This is a genomic window from Dactylosporangium sp. CA-152071, from assembly GCF_050936335.1.
In the GTDB taxonomy this organism is placed as follows: domain Bacteria; phylum Actinomycetota; class Actinomycetes; order Mycobacteriales; family Micromonosporaceae; genus Dactylosporangium; species Dactylosporangium maewongense.
The window spans coordinates 4,252,699-4,270,553 of the sequence record NZ_JBNJMZ010000002.1 but is presented as its reverse complement, the minus strand read 5'-3'; the positions used below and the strand labels follow the sequence as shown (position 1 = coordinate 4,270,553).

The following is a 17,855-nucleotide window of genomic DNA, read 5'->3' as shown; positions in this document are numbered from 1 at the left end:
AGGCCGCCGCCGTCATCCGGCGGCGGCCTCACGGTCGCCAGGTCACGCGGGCAGCGCCTGCCTCAGGACCCGAACGGGGGCGACGGGGTGAACGTCACAGGCAGCTGGTGCAGCCGGTGCACCAGGAAGCTTGGCTTCCAGGTCAGCTCCCGGTCCGGGACGGCCAGAGCAAGGTCGGGCAGCCGGCGCAGCAGCGTCGAGAAGTAGACCTCGCCCTCCAGCCGGGCCAGTGGCGCGCCCAGGCAGAAGTGGACCCCGTGGCTGAAGCTGAGATGCCGGTCGTGCTCCCGGCGGATGTCGAACAGCTCCGGGTCCTTGAACTGCCCGGCGTCGTAGTTGGCGGCCGTCAACGACACCGCGACGTGCTCGCCGGGCTGGATCTCCACGTCACCGATGGTCAGCTTCTCCGTGGCGAAGTGATACATCACGGTCATGACCGGCGCGTCGATGCGCAGGATCTCCTCGATTGCGCCACCGATCAGGGTCGGGTCGGCCCGCAGCAGCTCGATCGCCTCCGGGTTGCGCAGCAGTGCCAACGTTCCGTTGGAGATCATGTTGACGGCCGTCTCGACGGACCCGATCAGCATGAGGAAGATGTTGGAGCGCAACTCGACATCCGTCAGGTTCTGGTTGGCCTCCTGCGACGCGAGCATCGCGGAGATCATGTCGTCGCCAGGGCGAGCGCGACGTTCGGCGATGACGGCGGTCAAGTACTCGTCGAACCAGCGGCTCGCTTTGCCCATGGCGTCATCGCCGACCGACACGGTCAGTCCGGTGATCACACCGCAGTGCGACACGAACTCGTCGCGGTCCTCCCGCTTGATGTCGAACCAGTCGCAGATCACGGCGTTCGGCAGCTGCAGCGCCAGCGACTCCAGGACGTCGGCCCGTCCGAGTGGGGAGATCGCGTCGAACAGCCCGTCCGTGATTGCCTGGACCTGGGGACGCAGACGCTCCATCTGCCGGGGCGTGAATGCCTGCGACACCACCTGCTTCATCCGCGTGTGGTCCGGGCGGTCGTTGAACACCATGGAATGAGGGAAGAACCCGTCGTTGTAGATGCCCTGCAGGAACGGGTTCAACTCCGGTGCCGCCGCGGCGCCGCGGCGGGCCAGCCGGTGGTCGGCGAGGGCCTTGCGCCCTTCGCTGTAGCCGGTGATGAGCCAGGCCGGCATGCCGTCCGGCAGCGTGACCCGGTGGATCGGCCGGGTCCTGCCCAGCCTGGACAGCAGCACACGTGGATCGTCGAAGTCGGCTGCCTCGAGAGCGACCACGCCGGTGTCTTGTGTCATGTCCACTTCCTTCGTACTCGATGACTCGCTCGAGTCCGACGACATCGGACCCGCCCGACGCACCCGTGCGCGCGGCGCTGGCATCGATTCTTCGAGGTCCGGAGCATGACGGCGCCTTCCTGTGTGCGGCATGGCGACCGACCCGTGATCCGTGCGCACGCCGGGAGGTGCACGCCGGCGGGGCGGTCCATGAAGGTGGGGCAGACGCGTCGCTTCCTGTCCGCTGGCGTCGGACGTCGCCCTGCGCAGACAGACACAGATGGAGGCACCGATGAGCACATTCCGGCGGGATGAAGCGCTGAGCAACTACATCGTGCAGTCGTGCACACCGCCTGATCCAGTCGTGACGAGCCTCGTCCAGGAAACCGCTGCGGTGGGCGAGCTCTTCGAAATGATGACGCCGGTCGAGCAGGCGGGTCTGCTGACCCTGCTGGCTCGGATCATGTCCGCGAAACTCGTCATCGACGTCGGCACCTTTACGGGCCTGTCGGCGCTGTCGTTCGCCCGCGGCCTAGCGCCTGGAGGTCGGGTGATCACGTGCGACGTCACCGAAGAATGGCTCGACACCGCGATCGAGCACTGGAAGCGCGACGGCGTCGACGACCGGATCGAGTTCCGTCTCGGGCCGGCCTGGAAGACGCTGGCGGGCCTGGCCGGCACCGGGCGGGCCGACATCATCTTCATCGACGCGGACAAGATGAGCTATCCGCGCTACTACCAGGCGGCGGTCCCGCTGCTGCGCTCCGGCGGCCTTCTGATCTTGGACAACGTTCTGCTCAAGGGTGCGGTGATGCACCCCGAAGCAGTGCCTGACGAGATGCCCCGTATGGCGGCCCAGACGATGCGCAGCGTCAACGCGATGCTGGCCGCCGATCGTCGGCTCGACACGGTCATGCTGCCGATCGCCGACGGCGTCACCCTCGCCCGGAAGAAGTGATCGCCAGTGTCCGTCACCAGCCACTTGAGCACGGGGGAGAACCCGATGACCGGTCCGGACGAGCAGCCGTCGACGCGACCGATGACCGGCGCGGAGTACACGCAGAGCCTTCGCGACGAACGCGAGATCTACCTGTACGGCGACCGGATCAAGGACGTGACCGAGCACGGTGCATTCCGCAACGCGATCGCCATGACGGCGCGGCTCTACGACGCGCTGCATGCCACGGAGACCCGCGAGATTCTGACCGCGCCGACCGACTGTGGTACGCCGGGATACACCCACAGGTTCTTCACCACCCCGCACACGGTCGAGGACATGGTCGCCGACCAGCGGGCCATCGCGACCTGGGCCCGAATGACGTACGGGTGGATGGGACGCAGCCCCGACTACAAGGCATCGTTCCTGGGCACGCTCGGGGCCAACGCCGAGTTCTATGAGCCGTTCGCCGACAACGCTCGCCGCTGGTACCGCGAGTCGCAGCAGAAGGTCCTGTTCTGGAACCACGCGCTCGTGCATCCACCGGTGGATCGCAGCCGTCCGGCCGACCAGGTGGGAGACGTCTTCGTCCATGTGGAGAAGGAGACCGACTCGGGGCTGATCGTCAGCGGAGCGAAGATGGTCGCCACGGGCTCGGCGCTGACGCACTACAATTTCATCGCACACTACGGTCTGCCGATCAAGCAACGCGAGTTCGCGCTGATGGCGACCATCCCCATGAACGCCCAGGGTCTAAAGCTGCTCTGCCGGCCCTCGTACTCGGCTGCGACGGCATCCGGCAGTCCGTTCGACTACCCGCTGTCCACGAGACTGGACGAGAACGACTGCATCCTTGTCCTAGACAAGGTCCTCATCCCCTGGGAGAACGTCTTCGTCTACGGCGACATCGGCAAGGTGCAGGTCTTCACCGGGGAGTCCGGTTTCATCGAGCGGTCGACGTTTCACGGCTGCACCCGTCTTGCGGTGAAGCTGGAGTTCATCGCCGGCTTGCTCGCCAAGGCGCTGGACATCACCGGCACCAGCTCCTTCCGCGGCGTCCAGAGCCGCCTGGGAGAGGTCCTGGCTTGGCGCAACCTCTTCTGGGGGTTGTCGGACGCGGCGGCGCGCAATCCTGTCGCCTGGCGCAACGGTGCGCTGCTGCCGAACCCCGACTACGGTCAGGCATACCGATGGTTCATGCAGATCGGCTACCCCCGGATCAAGGAGATCGTGCTGCAGGACGTGGCGGGCGCCCTGATCTATGTCAACTCCAGCGCCGCCGACTTCGCGAACCCGGCCATCCGCAAGTACCTCGACAAATACGTCAGAGGCTCGAACGGCACGGACGCGGTGGAGCGGGTCAAGGTGATGAAGCTGCTGTGGGACGCGGTCGGCACCGAGTTCGGCGGTCGGCATGAGCTGTACGAGCGCAATTACGCCGGCAACCATGAGGGCACCCGTACCGAGCTGCTGTTCGGTCAGGTGGCGACAGGCCAGGTGGAGGGTTATCGGGCCTTCGTCGACACCTGTCTCAACGAGTACGACCTCGACGGGTGGACGGTCCCGGACCTGGCCCAGAAGCCGGGCGGCTGATTACGCTGCGGCCGCGCAGCAAACAGGGGGTGTCTCGGTCGAGACACCCCCTGTTCGTGGTGTTCAGCCGCGCGGCCCGGTGCCGCCGACGCGGGCGCAGGTCAGCTCGACGAGGCGGGTGCCCACGTCGATGATCGGTACCGCGCTGGCCTTCTCGGCGAAGGGCAGGACCGCCGTGAAGTGCGTGCACGCGAAGACGATGCCGTCCATGCCCAGCCGATCTGCCAGCCGGAGCATCTCCGGCATCGACGAGTCCGCGAACGCCTGTTCCGGATCATGTGTCTCGATCATGCGGACGAGTGCGGGGTCGGCGAGACCGACGACCCGCCTGCCCGGCCGGTCGTTCATGAGCGTCCGCTCGAAGCCGACGATGGCCTGCCCGTTGCCGGTGACGACCATGACGTTGTCCAGGTCGGCCGCGGCCGAGCGGTAGATGTCCAGCGGCGACAGCACGTCGACGGCCGACATCCACCCGACGGTGCCGAGGTCGACGACCGCGGACAAGGAATTGCAGAACAGCATGGCGGTCTGCGTGCCGGTGGCAGCCACTGTGTCGAGCTGGTCGTGGAACGCGCCGTTGAGCGTGCCGGCGTCCAGGTACTGCAGCGCGTCCTGCTCGTCGGGCGAGGAGGCGAGTGGGTACGGCTGGCTGACCACCCCGGCGGCCTGCAGGAGTTCGCAGCCGAGCCGCGCGTCGTACAGGGTGCCGGAGACGACCGCCACCGTGGCGGGCACCTGGAGGGTGGCCTCGGTCCCGTTCGCATGCTCAGGTTCGGGCGGCGGGGGCCCGCGGCGTGCTGCCGGCCGCGTGGTCAACGGCTCGAGCCAGCCGCGTACGGCTTGCGCGCCGCGACGATCGCGTAGCCCATCGCTTTCGGGTCGCCGCCGAACATGTCCCGATAACCCTGTTTGAGGCCCGCGACCACCTCGTCGCCGAACGCCGCGGTCAGCTCGTCGTGGATCTCGTTCGCCCGGTCGAGGTAACGCAGGCCGAGGCCGTAGACCCGCGGGCCGCACTGAGTGTACTCCTCCACGTCGAAGCCCGCGGACTCCAGGGCGTCCACCCACCCGTTCGTGCTCAGCAGCTGCATGGACTGGAACTGCTCCGGCATGTGCGCGATGGGTTCACCGTTCGGACCCACCGCACGGGTGCACTCCGACAGCGCCAGCCGGCCGCCTGGACGCAGAACCCGACGGAACTCGCGCAGGACGTGGGGCAGGTCGGCCGCGTGCGTGAGCGATTCGATCGCCATGACGGCGTCGAAGGTGTTGTCGGCGAACGGCAGCGTCGTGTAGTCGCCGTACTGGAACCGCACCTGGCCGACGAGACCGAGCTCGTGAACTCGCCGCTCGGCGACCGCGGCCTCGACGCGACTCACGGTGATGCCGGTGACGCGGGCGCCGGTCTCGCGGGCCACCAGCACCGCCGGCGCTCCTACGCCACAGCCGGCGTCAAGCAGGTGCTCGCCGCGGCGCAGCCCCAGGCTCTCGACAACCTTGCGGGTCAGCCGTTCGCCGGCCGCCACCGCGGAGGTCCCGTCCTCGGGGCCGTACCAGTAGGCCAGGTGCTCCTGTCCGTCGTTGAACAGTTCAGCGATGCTTGTCATGCTGTCGTACAGTTCACCGATTTGCTGTGCCGTCGCCTGATCGTTCATGACGTCCTCGCCCTCGAATTTGTCAGCGTGGCTTCGGTCTGTTCCAAGCTGATGGTTCATGGGCTTCGGTGTGGGTGGCACCTTGCGGAATGCGCGTATCGCGTCGTGTCGAGCGCAATGTTGAAGATGCCGCGAACGAATTGCCCGGACGATGATGTTCCAGGGCGACATTCAACGCGTCGGTAATGTCGCCCCAACTGACGTCACGGACGCCACCGGGACCACGAGGCATGCCCCTCGTGGTCCCGGTAGGCAGACACGGGTGATACCGATGGGAACCGTCTACTGGCCGGCGGTACGGCTCAGCTGGCGAACATCTGGGTGGCGTTGACGAAGCAGCCGGAGATGCTCTTGGACCTGTCGGAGGCGAGGAACACCGCGAGATTCGCAATGTCGGTCAGCGACGGAGACTTCTTGGTCATCCGGAGGCTGTCGAGGTGCGCGAGGATGCCGTTGAGCGCGTTCTCGTCGAGCTGCATCTGGCTGTTCACGGAGTTGATCGCCTCGAGCGTCATGGTCTCGGGGATGCCCGCCGCCCAGATACCCACGACCCGGACACCGGTGCTGCCGATCTCGTTGGCCAGGTTGCGGATGTAGGTGTCGATCGCGGCGTCGGCCGGACCCGTGCTGCCCATCATCGGACTGCCGTGCGCTGAGCCGCTGTTGAACGCCAGGATGACCCCGGAACCCCGCTCGCTCATGTGCCGGGCGGCGGCCTTGGCCGTGATGAAGGTCGAGGTGATGCCGACAGTGATCGCCCGCGTGAAGTCCGCCGTCGTCATCTGCGCCAGCGGCACGCCCTGCACGTCGCCACGCTTGACCAGATTGAGCGAGATGTCGATGCCGCCGTCGTCGGCGACCGCTGCGGCGTGCTCGTCGACGGCGTCCTCATCGAGGGCGTCGACGACGGCGGTCTCGGCGCGTCCGCCCAGCTCCGCGATCTCCTTCGCCAGTCTATCCAGTTTGTCCTGGGATCGGCCGGTCAGGAAGACGCGGGCCCCCTCGCTGGCGAACGCCTTGGCGATGCCACTGCCGACCGGGCCGCCGGCACCGTAGATGATCGCGTTCTTGTCTTCGAGAAGCATGAGTTTCCTCCGCGGTAAGGCCCTGCAGGGCCCCTTGGTGCGTGTGTAGGTCAACTGTTGAGACGACGGGCGCCCGCGAAACTCATCGGTGGGTCATCCGTTCGGGGACGGAACGGCGGAAGAAGGCGCGCACGCCGACGCCCTGCCACCGTATGTAGTGGCAGGGCGCCGGCGTGTGACAGATCAGGCCGCAGTCTGCAGAGCGCGGGCCGCCGCCTTCGCGAAATACTCACCGATGGCGAAGTAGGCCTCCTTGGGCTCCCAGCGGTACGGCGAGGCCCAGTCGGAGAAGTTCTCGCGGACCGTCCTGGTCAACGCCCAACTGGCGATGTCGAGGTCATACCGCGGATCCTCGGAATGCGGATGTGTCGGGTGGATGAACTCGGCGATGCCGACACTGTGAATCCCCAGATCCTCGAACATCGCGAGCATCCGGCGGTGGAAGTCCGCCTGCGCCTGCTCGTTGCGGACGTATCCGTCGAAGATGACCGCCGGCTGACGGGTCCGATCGGCCACGTCGAAGGCCATCAGACCCCGCTCGGCCGCACCCACGTATGCCGGGCTGCCGTATTCGGAAATGACGACCGGCTTGCCCCAGCGGTGATATGCGAAGAGTTCCCGTTCGTAACCCTCGCGGTTTTCGTGCACCGAATAGTAGTAGGTCAGGCCGACGTAGTCGACGATGCTCCAGTCCACGTCCTCGAACGGTCCGGCTGAATAGATCAGCTCGCCGCCGAAATTCCGGCGGGCAACTTCGGCGGCACGCTTGAGGAACACGTTCAGCCGGGCCCGGGCCTCGTCCGGGTCGTGTGTACCAGTCGGGGAGAAGAAGTGATGGTCGGCCTGTCCCGCGTACAGATTCCCCATCCGCACGTGGTACTGGTCGCCGGGCACGATCCCGGGTGTCTGCACGGTGTGGACGCAGCCGATGCTGTAGTGGATGTCGGCGCCCTGGCGCCGGAACGACTCGGCCAGCCGGGCCCCCTCGGCGAGATGCTCGAGGGTCTCCGCCTGCGGCCTGTCCACCAGTCGCGGCTGCAACCAGATGTGCAGCCCCAGATCGGCGGCCTCGGCTACGGTCTCGCGCATGCGGTCGAAGTCGGTGCCGAAGATGGTGATGGAGTTGCTGTTCATCCCCTCCTTGATGGCACGGACCTCGTCCTTCATCCGGTCGGTGCTCCAGACCGCCCGGGAGATCGGACCTTGCCCCGTCGCGAAGTTGCACCCGGTGTCATATGACACGCCTCGATAGACGAAACCGGGGTGGCGGGGTGGGTGTGCGGGGTTCATGTCGTCGGTTACTGGCACTTCGTGTCCTTTCTCGTTCGCGCTGACGCGGGTCAGTGACCGTCGTCCTGGGAGGCCCGCTGCATCTCCACCGCCCGATAGAGGGCCGTGATGTTGGCGCCACCGAACGTGTGCGCGCCCAACCGCTCGATGATCTCGAGGAACACGGTGTTGCGCGGGTGCACGGACTTGGCGAAGATCTGGAAGAGCTGACCATCGTGGTCCTGGTCGACCAGAACGCTGAGCGCCTCCAACTGGTCGCGGCTGTGCCGGGCCGGCGTCAGCCGGTCCGCCAGCATCGTGTAGTAGGCGGCCGGTGCGGACAGGAAGCCGACCCCCGCATCCCGCAACGCCGTGACGGTCTCGACGATGTTGTCGGTCGCCAACGCGATGTGCTGCACGCCCGGGCCGCCGTGAGCCTTCAGGAACTGGTCAATCTGGCCTGGTTCCTGCGACACGTCCGGTTCGATCAGCGTCAGTGTCACCGCACCGGAACTGCTCTGCACCGCCTTGGTCTGGATGGCCTGTGCACCGACCGCGATGCGCTCGGCGAACACCATCGTGAAGCCGAGGGTCTGCTCGTAGAACGCCACGGTCGGGTCGAGCTGACCGGCCTCCACACACACCGCGAAATGGTCCGTGGTGCTCAACCCGCGCATGGACACGTCGCCGCCGGCGGCGTACGTGGCACCGCCCCTGCCGTAGTCCACGAAGGTGTGCGTGACGTCGCCGACGCCCATGATGGTCGCGGTGCGCACGCCTGCATCGGTCGTCGGCGCGGACACCGGTGCGGCGCCGCGGCTGACGGCCTCCTCGAAGGCGGCCGCGGCGTCGCCGACATGCAGCGCGATGTCGGCGACCCCGTCGCCATGCACGGCAACGTATGCGGCGCCGGGGTGGTCGTCCGTCAGCGGCTGGGCGAGGACCAGCCGGATCTGACCGCGCCCCAGTGTCACCGATCGCACCTGCGGGTGTTGCCGGTCGGTCCACGCGCCGGCAATGACGTGCAGACCGACACGGCGAGTGAACCACTCGACGCTCGCGTCGATGTCTTCGACGTAGAGCATGACGTGATCGAGGCCCATGTTCGCGTAGACCCGGTCGTCTGGTGCGGCAATGCTCGCCACTATGACGCCTCCAGCTGTCGTGGTAGTCCGGCGCTGCGCCGGGGCCGGGCTGTCCGCGCGCTGCGCCAGCGGAACGCCGCATCATGCGGTGCGCGAGGAGATGCCCCGGCCCGTCGGCCCGCAATTCAGCGTCGCCGCCGGCCGGGTGGGATGCATCCTCTGAATTGCGCACGACACCGCCCGGGCAGCCGCATTCGTCCCCGCATTTCCAGAGATGCATCGAGGCGAGCCAGATTGTCACGCTGCCCTCATGAATCGTTTTGACGGCAAGACCTTCCTCATCACGGGAGGTGGCAGCGGCATGGGCCTCGCCGCCGCGGCGACGTTGCTCGACGACGGCGCCAACGTGGTGCTCGCCGGACGCAGTCAGGCTCGCCTGCAGACTGCGGCCAAGGAGCTCGACGCCGGTGACCGCGTCCTGACCGTCGCGACCGACGTGGCGAATGTCGCCGATCTGGACGCCCTCGTCGCCGCGATCGGGCAGCGCTTCGAGCATCTCGACGGCGTATTCGCCAACGCCGGCCAGGCGAGTTTCGCCCGGGCCGCGCAGGTCAGTGAACAGGACTTCGACGCCTTGGTCGCAGTGAACTTCAAGGGCATCTTCTTCACCGTCAGTAAGGCGCTGCCGTTGCTCGTCGATGGCGCGTCCGTCGTGCTCAACGGTTCCTGGCTCGCACACCGCGGCATGGGGTTCACCTCGCTGTACGCGGCGACCAAGGCCGCTGTGGTGAACCTGGCCCGCACCCTCGCCGCCGACCTCGCCGACCGGCGGATCCGCGTCAACGCCATCAGCCCCGGCTTCATCGTCACGGAGATGTTCGAGGCGATCAGCAACACCGAGGAAGCCCGTGAAGGATGCCGCAAGCAGGTGGTGCTGGGCCGGCTCGGCCAGTCCCAGGACGTCGCCGGCGCGGTCGCCTTCCTGTTGTCCGACCAGGCGTCGTACATCACCGGCCAGGAGATCGCGGTCGATGGTGGTCTGACGACCTCGATCCCAATGTGAGTAGTGATGACACCGTTGCGAACGTGCCGCGTGTGCCAGGGGTCCGTGAGGCAGGTCCTCGACCTCGGGCGTCAGCCGTCAGCCAATGCCTTCCTCCCCCCGGCAGCCGTCGCGGACGAGGTCTTCTTCCACCTCGCCGCGGGCGTCTGCGAGACGTGCACCCTGCTGCAGCTCATGGACGAGACTCCTTCGGGCCTTCGCTACCGTGACAGCTACCGCTATGAGGCGTCCGGCTCGAAGGGCGCGCAGGCGCACTTCGCACGGGTTGCCGAGCACTTCCTCGCCGAGGAACTCACCGGCAAGGATGCCTTCATCGTCGAAATCGGCTGCAACGATGGCGTCATGCTGGACTCCGTCGCCCGCGCCGGAGTGCGGCATCTCGGGGTTGAGCCGGCGAAGGGAGTCGCGAAGCTGGCAGAAGCCAGGGGCGTAACCATCACCAACGAGTTCTTCGGACCCAGCTCGGCGGTCGACATCCGCCAGTTGCATGGCGCCGCCGACGTTATCTACGGTGCGAACACCATCTGCAGCATCGCCGACATCACTGGATTGATGCGTGGCGTGAACACGTTGTTGTCAGCCGACGGGATCTTCGTGTTCGAGGAGCCGTATGCCGGCACCGTTGTGACTGGACGGGCATTCGACCAGATCTACGACGAGCATGTCTTCTACTTTTCGGTGCGCTCCGTGATGGTGATGGCCGAACGGTTCGGGTTCGAGCTCGTCGACGTGGACCACGTCGCGCAACACGGAGGCGAACTGCGGTACACGCTCGCGCGTACCGGAGTTCGCACGCCGTCACCGATGGTGGAGAAGCAGCGGCGTGTGGAAATGGAGGCGGATCTGACCGACTCCGACATGTTGCAGCGGTGGTCGACCGCAGTCCACGACACCCGCAACGACCTCGTCGCGCTCCTGCGCGGCCTCCGCGCCGACGGCCGCCGCATCGCCGGATATGGCGCACCGGCGAAGGCGACCACGGTCACCAACTTCTGCGGCATTGGACCGGAACTGTTGCCGTTCGTGTGTGACTCGACGCCCGGCAAGCAGGGGCGTCTGATGCCCGGCTCACACATTCCGATCGTGTCGCCGGACGCGTTCAGGGACGAGTACCCGGAGTACGTGGTGCTGTTCGCGTGGAACCATGCCGACGAGATCATCGCTAAGGAACAGGCGTTCCGCGACCTTGGCAACAAGTGGATCCTCTACGTCCCCGACGTGAGGATCATCTGATCGCACCACCAGCGTGCTGACGGCCCGTTCGTCGTCGTGGCGTCATGACGACAAAACGGGCCGTCGCCGTGTGTGGCGCCCAGGTCGGGTCGTCAGTCAGGTCGGCCGGTGGCCGTCAGACCGGGCACGTGGCCGTCGGCAAGCACCGCCGGCAAGGCGAAGGCGTCGAAGAATTTCGCCTCGAACGCTGTGATCTCCGCGATCTTGCCGTCCTCGAGGCGCAGCACGTTGAGCACCTGGGCGCGGAATGTGTCGTCACCGGGGGCACGCAGGTACTGCGCGACGGTGAGTTGCCGGTTGGCCCGGGTCGGCACGCAGCGCCACTCGCCGACGTATGCCGGCGATCTCGGGTCCAGCGACCCGAGCATCCCAGAAATGAAGGCGTCGCGGCCGACGAACCACAGAGGGTGCGGCGGCATAGTGACGCGGACGTCCTCGGCGACCAATACGGTCATGGCTTCGGCGATCGCGTCGGCGTCGGACCACTCCATCGCGGTCATGTACCGCTGCAACAGCCGACGTTCCGCGACGGTCGGGTCGTCGGTGGGCCGCCACTCGTCGCGGCGGGAGGGCAGGTGCTCCTTCAACGTCAGGCGCGCCCGCTGCAGGGCGCTGTTGACCGATGGCACGGTCGAGTCCAGCACCGACGCCACGTCGCCGGACGGGTATCCGAGGACGTCCCGCAGAATCAGCACTGCTCGTTGCTTGGGCGGCAGGTATTGAATTGCGACGAGGAAGGCCAGCTCGATGGTTTCCTTGGCGACGACGGCGGCGTCGGGTTCGACGGTGTCGGGCGCGGTCAGGTTCAGCAAGCGGTCAGGGTAGGGCTGCAACCAGCTGATATCTGCGGGGATTCGGTCCGCGTCGGACGAGCGCATGCCTTCGTCGATCGACCGGGTCTGCGGCCGGCGGGCGTGCTGCGCCAGGAAGTCTAGGCAGGCGTTCGTGGCGATGCGGTAGAGCCAGCTCCGGACGCTCGATCGCCCCTCGTAGGTGTCCCGCTTCTTCCAGGCCCGCAGGAAGGTCTCCTGCACGAGGTCTTCGGAGTCGTCGAACGATCCCAGCATGCGATAGCAGTGCACTTGAAGCTCGTAGCGGTGGCTCTCCGCTAGCTGAGCAAACATCGTCTCGTCAAGGTTCAGCACAACACCACTCGTTCTCAGTGACGATGATGACGTTCACAAATGACCATATTGCTGTATATCTGTATCAGTCCTCCTGCCTGCGTCACCGTAGCATGACGTGCCGGAACTGAGCCCGATCCCTGCAATTCAAGCCCTCATTTCTCATGATCAGGGACGAGATGGGTGTTGTCGTCGGGTTGGCAGGTGATCGTGCCGGCTCGGGTCGGCCGAGGGCGGCAAGGCCGCAGCGTGGAGGCCACGGACGCCGTTTGATCATTGCAATTAGCGGTGGGTGCTGCTGTGACCGGAAGCGCCAGGGTCGGGGCGAACTCCGCGAAGCGGTCGGCGACACCGGTCAGGTGTGCCTGGCTGAACTGGGCAGTTGGCTGCCCGGCAGGGCGGCCAGCTGGGCGGGCAGGCTGGGCGTTCGACGTCCTACGGGCGAAGCCTATGGAACTGTCCACAAGCAAGGAGGCGCCCGCCGCGTGTGCGGCGGGCGCCTCGGTGCCGGCGGCTGTCAGGCTGTGACAGAGGGGCTGTGCGGTGGCTGGGCAGGGGGAACTGCCGGAGCCGCTTCCGCGGGCTCTGTCATCGGGGGTGCCGACGAGCCGGTCGGCGGTACATGGCGCAGGCCGAAGTAGGAGACCGCAGCCATCAGGACATACAGGGCGATGGCGCAAAAGGCGACGACGTGCAGGCCGTTGGTGAACGACTCCTTGGCCGAGCGGAGAAGTTCAGCCCCCGCCGCACCAGGCACCTCGCCCGCGGTGTAGACCGCGCCGGCGATGCCGCTGCGGGCCGCATCGGCCTGGGCCTCGCCGACACCGGCGGGAACCGTGAGGTCCGTGCGGTAGACCGCCGACGCGACGACGCCCAGGATGGCGACGCCCAGTGCTGCGCCGAGCTCACCGGCGGTCGACGAGACGGCACCGGCCGAGCCGGCCTTTTCCGGCGGGGCCGACGACATGACCAGGAAGCTGTTCATCATGCCGACGGGGCTGCCACCGACGTACACGAGCACCAGGCCGCCGATCAGCGCCCACATGCCCCCGGCGACGTCGACACTGCTGAGGATCAACAGACCGACGATCGCCAGCACAGAGCCGGCGACCAGGATGTACGCCGGACGGATCTTCTGGGCCATGGCCAGGGCAACGTTGCCCAGGATGACCATCGCGATCGACGGGATGATCAACCAGAGCGCGACCCTGAAGGGGGAGATGTCCCGGACCAGCTGCATGAACAGGGAGGCCGTCAGGCCGACGCCGCCCATCACGATGGCGATGAGCAGACCGAGGCTGACCCCGGAGCTCAGCGAACGGATGCGGAACAGGCTCAGGTCGAGCAGGGGGCTGGCGGCCGTGCGCTGCCGCCACACGAACGCGGCGCCGAAGAGCAGACCGGCGATGATCGTCAGGATCGCGACACCGTTCCAGCCTTCACGGCCCGCCTCCTTCACGCCGTAGATGAACAGCGTGATTCCGGCCAGCGACAGCAGCACGCTGAACAGGTCCAGCCGGCCGCCGTGCGGGTTGCGGAACTCCGGCAGCAGGGCCGGGCCGAGCAGCAGCAGCAGGGCCATCACCGGCACGGCGATCAGGAAGACCGAACCCCACCAGAACGAGCCGAGGAGCAGACCGCCGATGATCGGCCCCCCGATGAGACCGAGCATCACCGAGGAACCCCAGGCGCCCATGGCGGCGCCCATCTCCTTCGGGTTCGGGAACATCACCGCGATCAGCGCGAGCACGGACGGCATGATCGTGGCCCCGGCGATGCCGATCAAGGCCCGGCAGAGGATCAGGACCTCGGTGGACGGAGCGAAGGCCGCCAGCACGGACGCGACGATGAACAACACCGCCCCGCCGAGCAGCACTTTACGGCGGCCGATCCGGTCGCCGAGGTTGCCCATCGTGATCAGGAAGCCGGCGATGAAGAAGCCGTAGACGTCGGCGATCCACAGCTGCTCAGTGCTGCTGGCGCCCAGGTCCTCGGCGATGCGGGGCAGGGCCAGGATCGTGATGTTGATGTCGACGGTTGCCAGCATCGTGGGCAGGCACAGCACCACGAGCCCAAGCCATTGCCGCCCGGTAGCCTTCGGGGGCGCGTCCGGTGTGGTCATTGTCGTCCTCGTCTCCCTCGTTCTGTGGTCGCGCCGTCGCACACGGCTTGGTATTGAGACGACGGCGGCGCCGAAAACTCATCACGTCACGCCCTGCACGCCGCGCCATCAGGTGTCGTGCCGGAGGAGCGCAGTGATGCATCCACCACCGTGAGCCTGGCAACGGATCATTCCGCCCGCACCTTCTGTGGTGCCTTATGCCGGGTTGCCCTGCTCGCCGGCCCACCGGGTTGGCGCGGCGCTGGCCAAGAGCACCCAGTGAGGTGCATGCCCGTCGATTGCCGGGCCACGATGCACGGGATCGCCGGATGTCGAACTCTCCACGACCCGCGCACAGCCGCGACGCGGCGTGGGCCCGCCGGCGTCGACACCCCCGCTACCAGGGGCCCCGCCCCGGAGGGAGATTCGATGCGTGTCTTGTTCACCATCTACCCGAATTCGCTAGCCCACCTTTACGGGGCCGTCCCGCTGGCCTGGGCGTTGCAGAGCGCGGGCCATGAGGTACGGATCGCCGCGCACCACAGCTCCGCGGAGCAGATCATGACGACGGGGCTCACCCCGGTCGCCCTGGGCGATCCCGACGGACCGCCGATCCGCCTCACCGACGACGGCGATCCGCCGCGGGACTCCTTCGAGGTTGATCACTACGCGCGCATCATGGGCCTGACCGGCAAGGAGCGGGAGCGGTGGATCACCTTCTACCAGTACCTCACTGTGCCGTTGTCGGACTACGTGCGCATCGAGCGTCAGGAAGCCTCCGACCTCGTCGACTTCGCCCGTTCGTGGCGGCCCGACCTGGTCCTGTGGGACGTGACCACGCCCTACGCGGCGGTCGCGGCACGGGCCTGTGGCGCTGCGCACGCCCGGCTGGCCAACGGTGAGGACGTGCTGTCCTTCTCCCTGCTCAGGCTGGCCGAGTACACCAAGGAGCTCGAGGCGGCAGGGCTGGACCCCGACCCGCTGGCCACCATGCTGCGCCCGCTCGCGGACCGCTACGGCATGGAGGTCGACGACGAGATGCGCTACGGGCAGTGGACCGTCAACGCGATGCCGGAGGGTCTGAGCCTGCCGAGTCCCCTCACGCGCATCCACATGCGGCACATCCCGTACGCCGGTGCTGAGGTCTTCCCGAAGTGGCTCTACGAGAAGCCGGAGCGGCCGCGGGTGGCGATGTCGCTGGGCGAGTCGACGCGCCGGTTCATCGTCGGTGACTGGGATCGCACCCCGACGATCATGAAGGCGCTCGAAGGGCTGGATGTCGACGTCATCGCGACGTTGAACGACGTCCAGCTCGACGGTGTCGAGAAGGTCCCGGACAACGTGCGCACCATCGACTGGGTGAACCTGACCCACCTGATGCCGACCTGCTCCGCGCTGATCCACCACGGTGGCATCGGCACGTTCTCGGCCGCGGCGATGGCCGGGGTGCCGCAGCTGGTGTGTGACATCGCCGACGAGTCCCTCCTGCTCAAGCTCGTCGAGCAGGAGCCTGGCACGCTGACCCCGGGCAGCTACCACCAGGGCATCGAGCTGGGCATCCGCGAGGAGACCGTCTCGGCACCGGCTGTGCAGTGGGAGATGCCGGCCAAGAAGCTCGAGGCCGGTCCCGTGTCCGACTACATCATCTCCAAGCACGCCGGCGCGCGGCTGGACCACCGGGCGCTGTCCATCGAGGAGATGCGCGAGTTGATCCTGCGGGTCGCGACCGAGGACTCCTACCGCAAGGGGGCCGCGGCGGTGTACGAGCAGTGGCGGGCCACGCCCAGCCCGAGTGACATCGTGCCGGTGCTGGAGCGCATGACCGCCGACTACCGCACTGGCGGCAACCTCGCCCTTCGCGGGGCCCGCTCCTTGGCGGCGTCGCTGGACCGGCACCGCAAGGAGATCGACGAGGTGCTGACGGTCCTGCACGGACGCTGACGTATCCGGCAGACGGCCGGGCCTCGACAACAGGACGCGTCCCCGCCGGGGACGCGTCCTGTACGCATTGCTCAGCGACCGGCGTGCACGCCGACCCTGCCGGTGACGACGATGTTGCCGTCGGTGGTGAGGTGGACGAGGTCGCCGGTGCGGTACCAGCCGTCTGGTGTGTAGCTGGTGGCGTTTTGTTGTGGGGCGCCGTGGTAGCCGGGTGGGGTGTAGGGGCCGCGGGTGAGGAGTTCGCCGGTGTGGCCGGGGGGTTGGGGGTTGCCGTGGGGGTCGATGATTTTGAGTTCGTCGTGGGGGCTGATGGGTTTGCCTTGGGTGTGGTGGGCGATGTGGTCGGGGGCGTTGGGTGGGGTGTAGCAGATGAGTCCTTCGGCCATGCCGTAGACCTGTTGGAGTTGGCAGTTGAGGGTGGTGGCGATGGTGGCGGCGACGGTGGGGGCGAGGATGCTGCCGCCGACGTGCAGCGCCCGCAGCGTCGACAGGTCAGATCGCGTGTACGGACGATGGGCCACCCACTGCTGCGCCAGGTCCGGAGTGACGGTCGCCGCCGTGACGCCGTGACGGGTGATCGCCTCGAATGCCGCGTCGGCGCGGTTTGAGGCCAGGAGCACCACCCGGCCGCCGGCGTGCAGCGCCGCCAGGATGCCGGGTCCGAGCACCATGTGATGGCTGGCCGGTAGGACGGCGAGGTAGACGGTCGTGCTGTCGAAGCCGGCAGCGGCGGCGCTGCACCGCACGCAGCATTCGTACGCCTCGTGCGTATGCCCCACGACCCGAAGCTCGTCGCGGTCCGCATCGGTGAGCAGGAACAGCGCCAGATCCGGACCCGAGGGTGCGTGCTCGTCCAACCAGCGGTGCCGGGTGATAGCGCCGTCGCCGGCCGCCAGTAGGGCGCGAAGGTCGACGGTGTCGGGCGCCGGCCGGTCCCCGAGCACCAGAACGGAGGCCTGCCGCGGTAGGGCACGGACCATCCGCCGGGCGATGCTCTGGCGGTCGATACCCCGCCAGATCCCGGCAACGATCACCGCGGCCGCGTCGACATGGGCGCCGACGGCCGCCATCGCGAGCTCGCTGCGCTCCATCCGCATCGGGACCGGGACCACGCCGAGGCGGAAGCAGGCCATAACGACGATCATGAGGTCCAGCCCGTTGGGCAGTTGCACGAGCACGGTGTCGTTGCGGCGCAAGCCCAGCGCGGACAGGCGCATCGCGAGGTCGTCGCAGCGGCCCGCGAGCGCCTGATACGACAAGGTCTGATCGCCGGCGATCAGCGCGGGCCGCGAACCCCACCGTTCGGCGTTGGCCCACAGGTAGGCACCGAGTGGTTTCCCCCGCCAGCATCCGCTGCGGCGGTAGTGCCTGGCACGCTCTACGGGCCAGCCGACGACATCGTCACTGTTCATCTGCGGCAACTCCTGCGGCGTTCGGGCCTGCCGACCGCATCGGCTGCGGCTGGCAGAGGCAATCGTGGACGCGCCCGACCGGCACG

At 67.4% G+C, this 17,855-nt stretch carries 14 protein-coding genes; 5 read left to right on the top strand and 9 right to left on the bottom strand.

Annotated elements, in window-relative coordinates; all coding sequences use genetic code 11:
* Window positions 1-62 precede the first annotated feature (62 nt).
* Window positions 63-1,292, bottom strand: a complete 1,230-nt coding sequence (locus ACQEVZ_RS58970) for a cytochrome P450 family protein (protein WP_433385627.1) — start codon at window positions 1,290-1,292, stop codon at window positions 63-65.
* Between the two features lie 259 nt (window positions 1,293-1,551).
* Between ACQEVZ_RS58970 and ACQEVZ_RS58965 the strand changes: the two genes are divergently transcribed.
* Both ACQEVZ_RS58965 and ACQEVZ_RS58960 read left to right on the top strand, forming a co-directional pair.
* A complete protein-coding gene (locus ACQEVZ_RS58965) occupies window positions 1,552-2,229 on the top strand; it encodes an O-methyltransferase (protein ID WP_433385624.1) in 678 nt (225 codons plus the stop codon).
* 45 nt (window positions 2,230-2,274) lie between these two features.
* Window positions 2,275-3,801, top strand: coding sequence for a 4-hydroxyphenylacetate 3-hydroxylase family protein (locus ACQEVZ_RS58960; protein WP_433385621.1), 1,527 nt, complete (start codon window positions 2,275-2,277; stop codon window positions 3,799-3,801).
* 63 nt (window positions 3,802-3,864) lie between these two features.
* Here ACQEVZ_RS58960 and ACQEVZ_RS58955 read toward each other — a convergent pair whose 3' ends face one another.
* The 5 genes from ACQEVZ_RS58955 to hppD all read right to left on the bottom strand — a co-directional run bounded on the left by ACQEVZ_RS58955 (window position 3,865) and on the right by hppD (window position 8,955).
* Window positions 3,865-4,524 (bottom strand): glutamate racemase, encoded by a 660-nt coding sequence (locus ACQEVZ_RS58955; protein ID WP_433385618.1) that lies wholly within the window; start codon window positions 4,522-4,524, stop codon window positions 3,865-3,867.
* An 89-nt stretch (window positions 4,525-4,613) separates the two neighbouring features.
* A complete protein-coding gene (locus ACQEVZ_RS58950; protein WP_433385615.1) occupies window positions 4,614-5,456 on the bottom strand; it encodes an SAM-dependent methyltransferase in 843 nt (280 codons plus the stop codon).
* 302 nt (window positions 5,457-5,758) lie between these two features.
* A complete protein-coding gene (locus ACQEVZ_RS58945; protein ID WP_433385612.1) occupies window positions 5,759-6,541 on the bottom strand; it encodes an SDR family NAD(P)-dependent oxidoreductase in 783 nt (260 codons plus the stop codon).
* A gap of 183 nt (window positions 6,542-6,724) precedes the next feature.
* Window positions 6,725-7,708, bottom strand: a complete 984-nt coding sequence (locus ACQEVZ_RS58940; RefSeq protein ID WP_433385609.1) for an abortive infection protein — start codon at window positions 7,706-7,708, stop codon at window positions 6,725-6,727.
* A 173-nt stretch (window positions 7,709-7,881) separates the two neighbouring features.
* A complete protein-coding gene (gene hppD, locus ACQEVZ_RS58935) occupies window positions 7,882-8,955 on the bottom strand; it encodes a 4-hydroxyphenylpyruvate dioxygenase (RefSeq protein ID WP_433385606.1) in 1,074 nt (357 codons plus the stop codon).
* Window positions 8,956-9,205: 250 nt separating this feature from the next.
* Here hppD and ACQEVZ_RS58930 point away from each other — a divergent pair, with 250 nt between their 5' ends.
* Together ACQEVZ_RS58930 and ACQEVZ_RS58925 are read left to right on the top strand one after the other, a co-directional pair.
* Window positions 9,206-9,958: an SDR family NAD(P)-dependent oxidoreductase gene (locus tag ACQEVZ_RS58930; RefSeq protein WP_433385603.1), complete on the top strand. Its 753-nt coding sequence runs from the start codon at window positions 9,206-9,208 to the stop codon at window positions 9,956-9,958.
* A gap of 6 nt (window positions 9,959-9,964) precedes the next feature.
* Window positions 9,965-11,191 (top strand): methyltransferase domain-containing protein, encoded by a 1,227-nt coding sequence (locus ACQEVZ_RS58925; RefSeq protein WP_433385600.1) that lies wholly within the window; start codon window positions 9,965-9,967, stop codon window positions 11,189-11,191.
* Between the two features lie 92 nt (window positions 11,192-11,283).
* Here ACQEVZ_RS58925 and ACQEVZ_RS58920 read toward each other — a convergent pair whose 3' ends face one another.
* Both ACQEVZ_RS58920 and ACQEVZ_RS58915 read right to left on the bottom strand, forming a co-directional pair.
* The gene (locus ACQEVZ_RS58920) at window positions 11,284-12,336 is read right to left on the bottom strand and encodes an RNA polymerase subunit sigma-70 (protein ID WP_433385597.1); all 1,053 of its coding nucleotides are present in this window, start codon (window positions 12,334-12,336) and stop codon (window positions 11,284-11,286) included.
* Window positions 12,337-12,832: 496 nt separating this feature from the next.
* Window positions 12,833-14,437, bottom strand: coding sequence for an MFS transporter (locus ACQEVZ_RS58915; RefSeq protein ID WP_433385594.1), 1,605 nt, complete (start codon window positions 14,435-14,437; stop codon window positions 12,833-12,835).
* 408 nt (window positions 14,438-14,845) lie between these two features.
* Between ACQEVZ_RS58915 and ACQEVZ_RS58910 the strand changes: the two genes are divergently transcribed.
* Entirely contained in the window at window positions 14,846-16,357 is a 1,512-nt protein-coding gene (locus ACQEVZ_RS58910; RefSeq protein ID WP_433385591.1) for a nucleotide disphospho-sugar-binding domain-containing protein, read from the top strand.
* Between the two features lie 71 nt (window positions 16,358-16,428).
* Here the strand turns inward: ACQEVZ_RS58910 and ACQEVZ_RS58905 are convergent, their stop codons facing one another.
* Window positions 16,429-17,769 carry an AMP-binding protein gene (locus tag ACQEVZ_RS58905; RefSeq protein WP_433385588.1) on the bottom strand — a complete coding sequence of 447 codons (1,341 nt, stop codon included), beginning with the start codon at window positions 17,767-17,769 and terminating at the stop codon, window positions 16,429-16,431.
* Window positions 17,770-17,855: the final 86 nt, after the last annotated feature.

Coding starts and splice junctions, on each gene's coding strand:
- ACQEVZ_RS58970 (WP_433385627.1), bottom strand. CDS start 1,292: ATGACACAAGACACCGGCGTGGTCGCTCTCGAGGCAGCCGACTTCGAC.
- ACQEVZ_RS58965 (WP_433385624.1), top strand. CDS start 1,552: ATGGAGGCACCGATGAGCACATTCCGGCGGGATGAAGCGCTGAGCAAC.
- ACQEVZ_RS58960 (WP_433385621.1), top strand. CDS start 2,275: ATGACCGGTCCGGACGAGCAGCCGTCGACGCGACCGATGACCGGCGCG.
- ACQEVZ_RS58950 (WP_433385615.1), bottom strand. CDS start 5,456: ATGAACGATCAGGCGACGGCACAGCAAATCGGTGAACTGTACGACAGC.
- ACQEVZ_RS58945 (WP_433385612.1), bottom strand. CDS start 6,541: ATGCTTCTCGAAGACAAGAACGCGATCATCTACGGTGCCGGCGGCCCG.
- ACQEVZ_RS58940 (WP_433385609.1), bottom strand. CDS start 7,708: ATGAAGGACGAGGTCCGTGCCATCAAGGAGGGGATGAACAGCAACTCC.
- ACQEVZ_RS58930 (WP_433385603.1), top strand. CDS start 9,206: ATGAATCGTTTTGACGGCAAGACCTTCCTCATCACGGGAGGTGGCAGC.
- ACQEVZ_RS58925 (WP_433385600.1), top strand. CDS start 9,965: ATGACACCGTTGCGAACGTGCCGCGTGTGCCAGGGGTCCGTGAGGCAG.
- ACQEVZ_RS58915 (WP_433385594.1), bottom strand. CDS start 14,437: ATGACCACACCGGACGCGCCCCCGAAGGCTACCGGGCGGCAATGGCTT.
- ACQEVZ_RS58910 (WP_433385591.1), top strand. CDS start 14,846: ATGCGTGTCTTGTTCACCATCTACCCGAATTCGCTAGCCCACCTTTAC.
- ACQEVZ_RS58905 (WP_433385588.1), bottom strand. CDS start 17,769: ATGAACAGTGACGATGTCGTCGGCTGGCCCGTAGAGCGTGCCAGGCAC.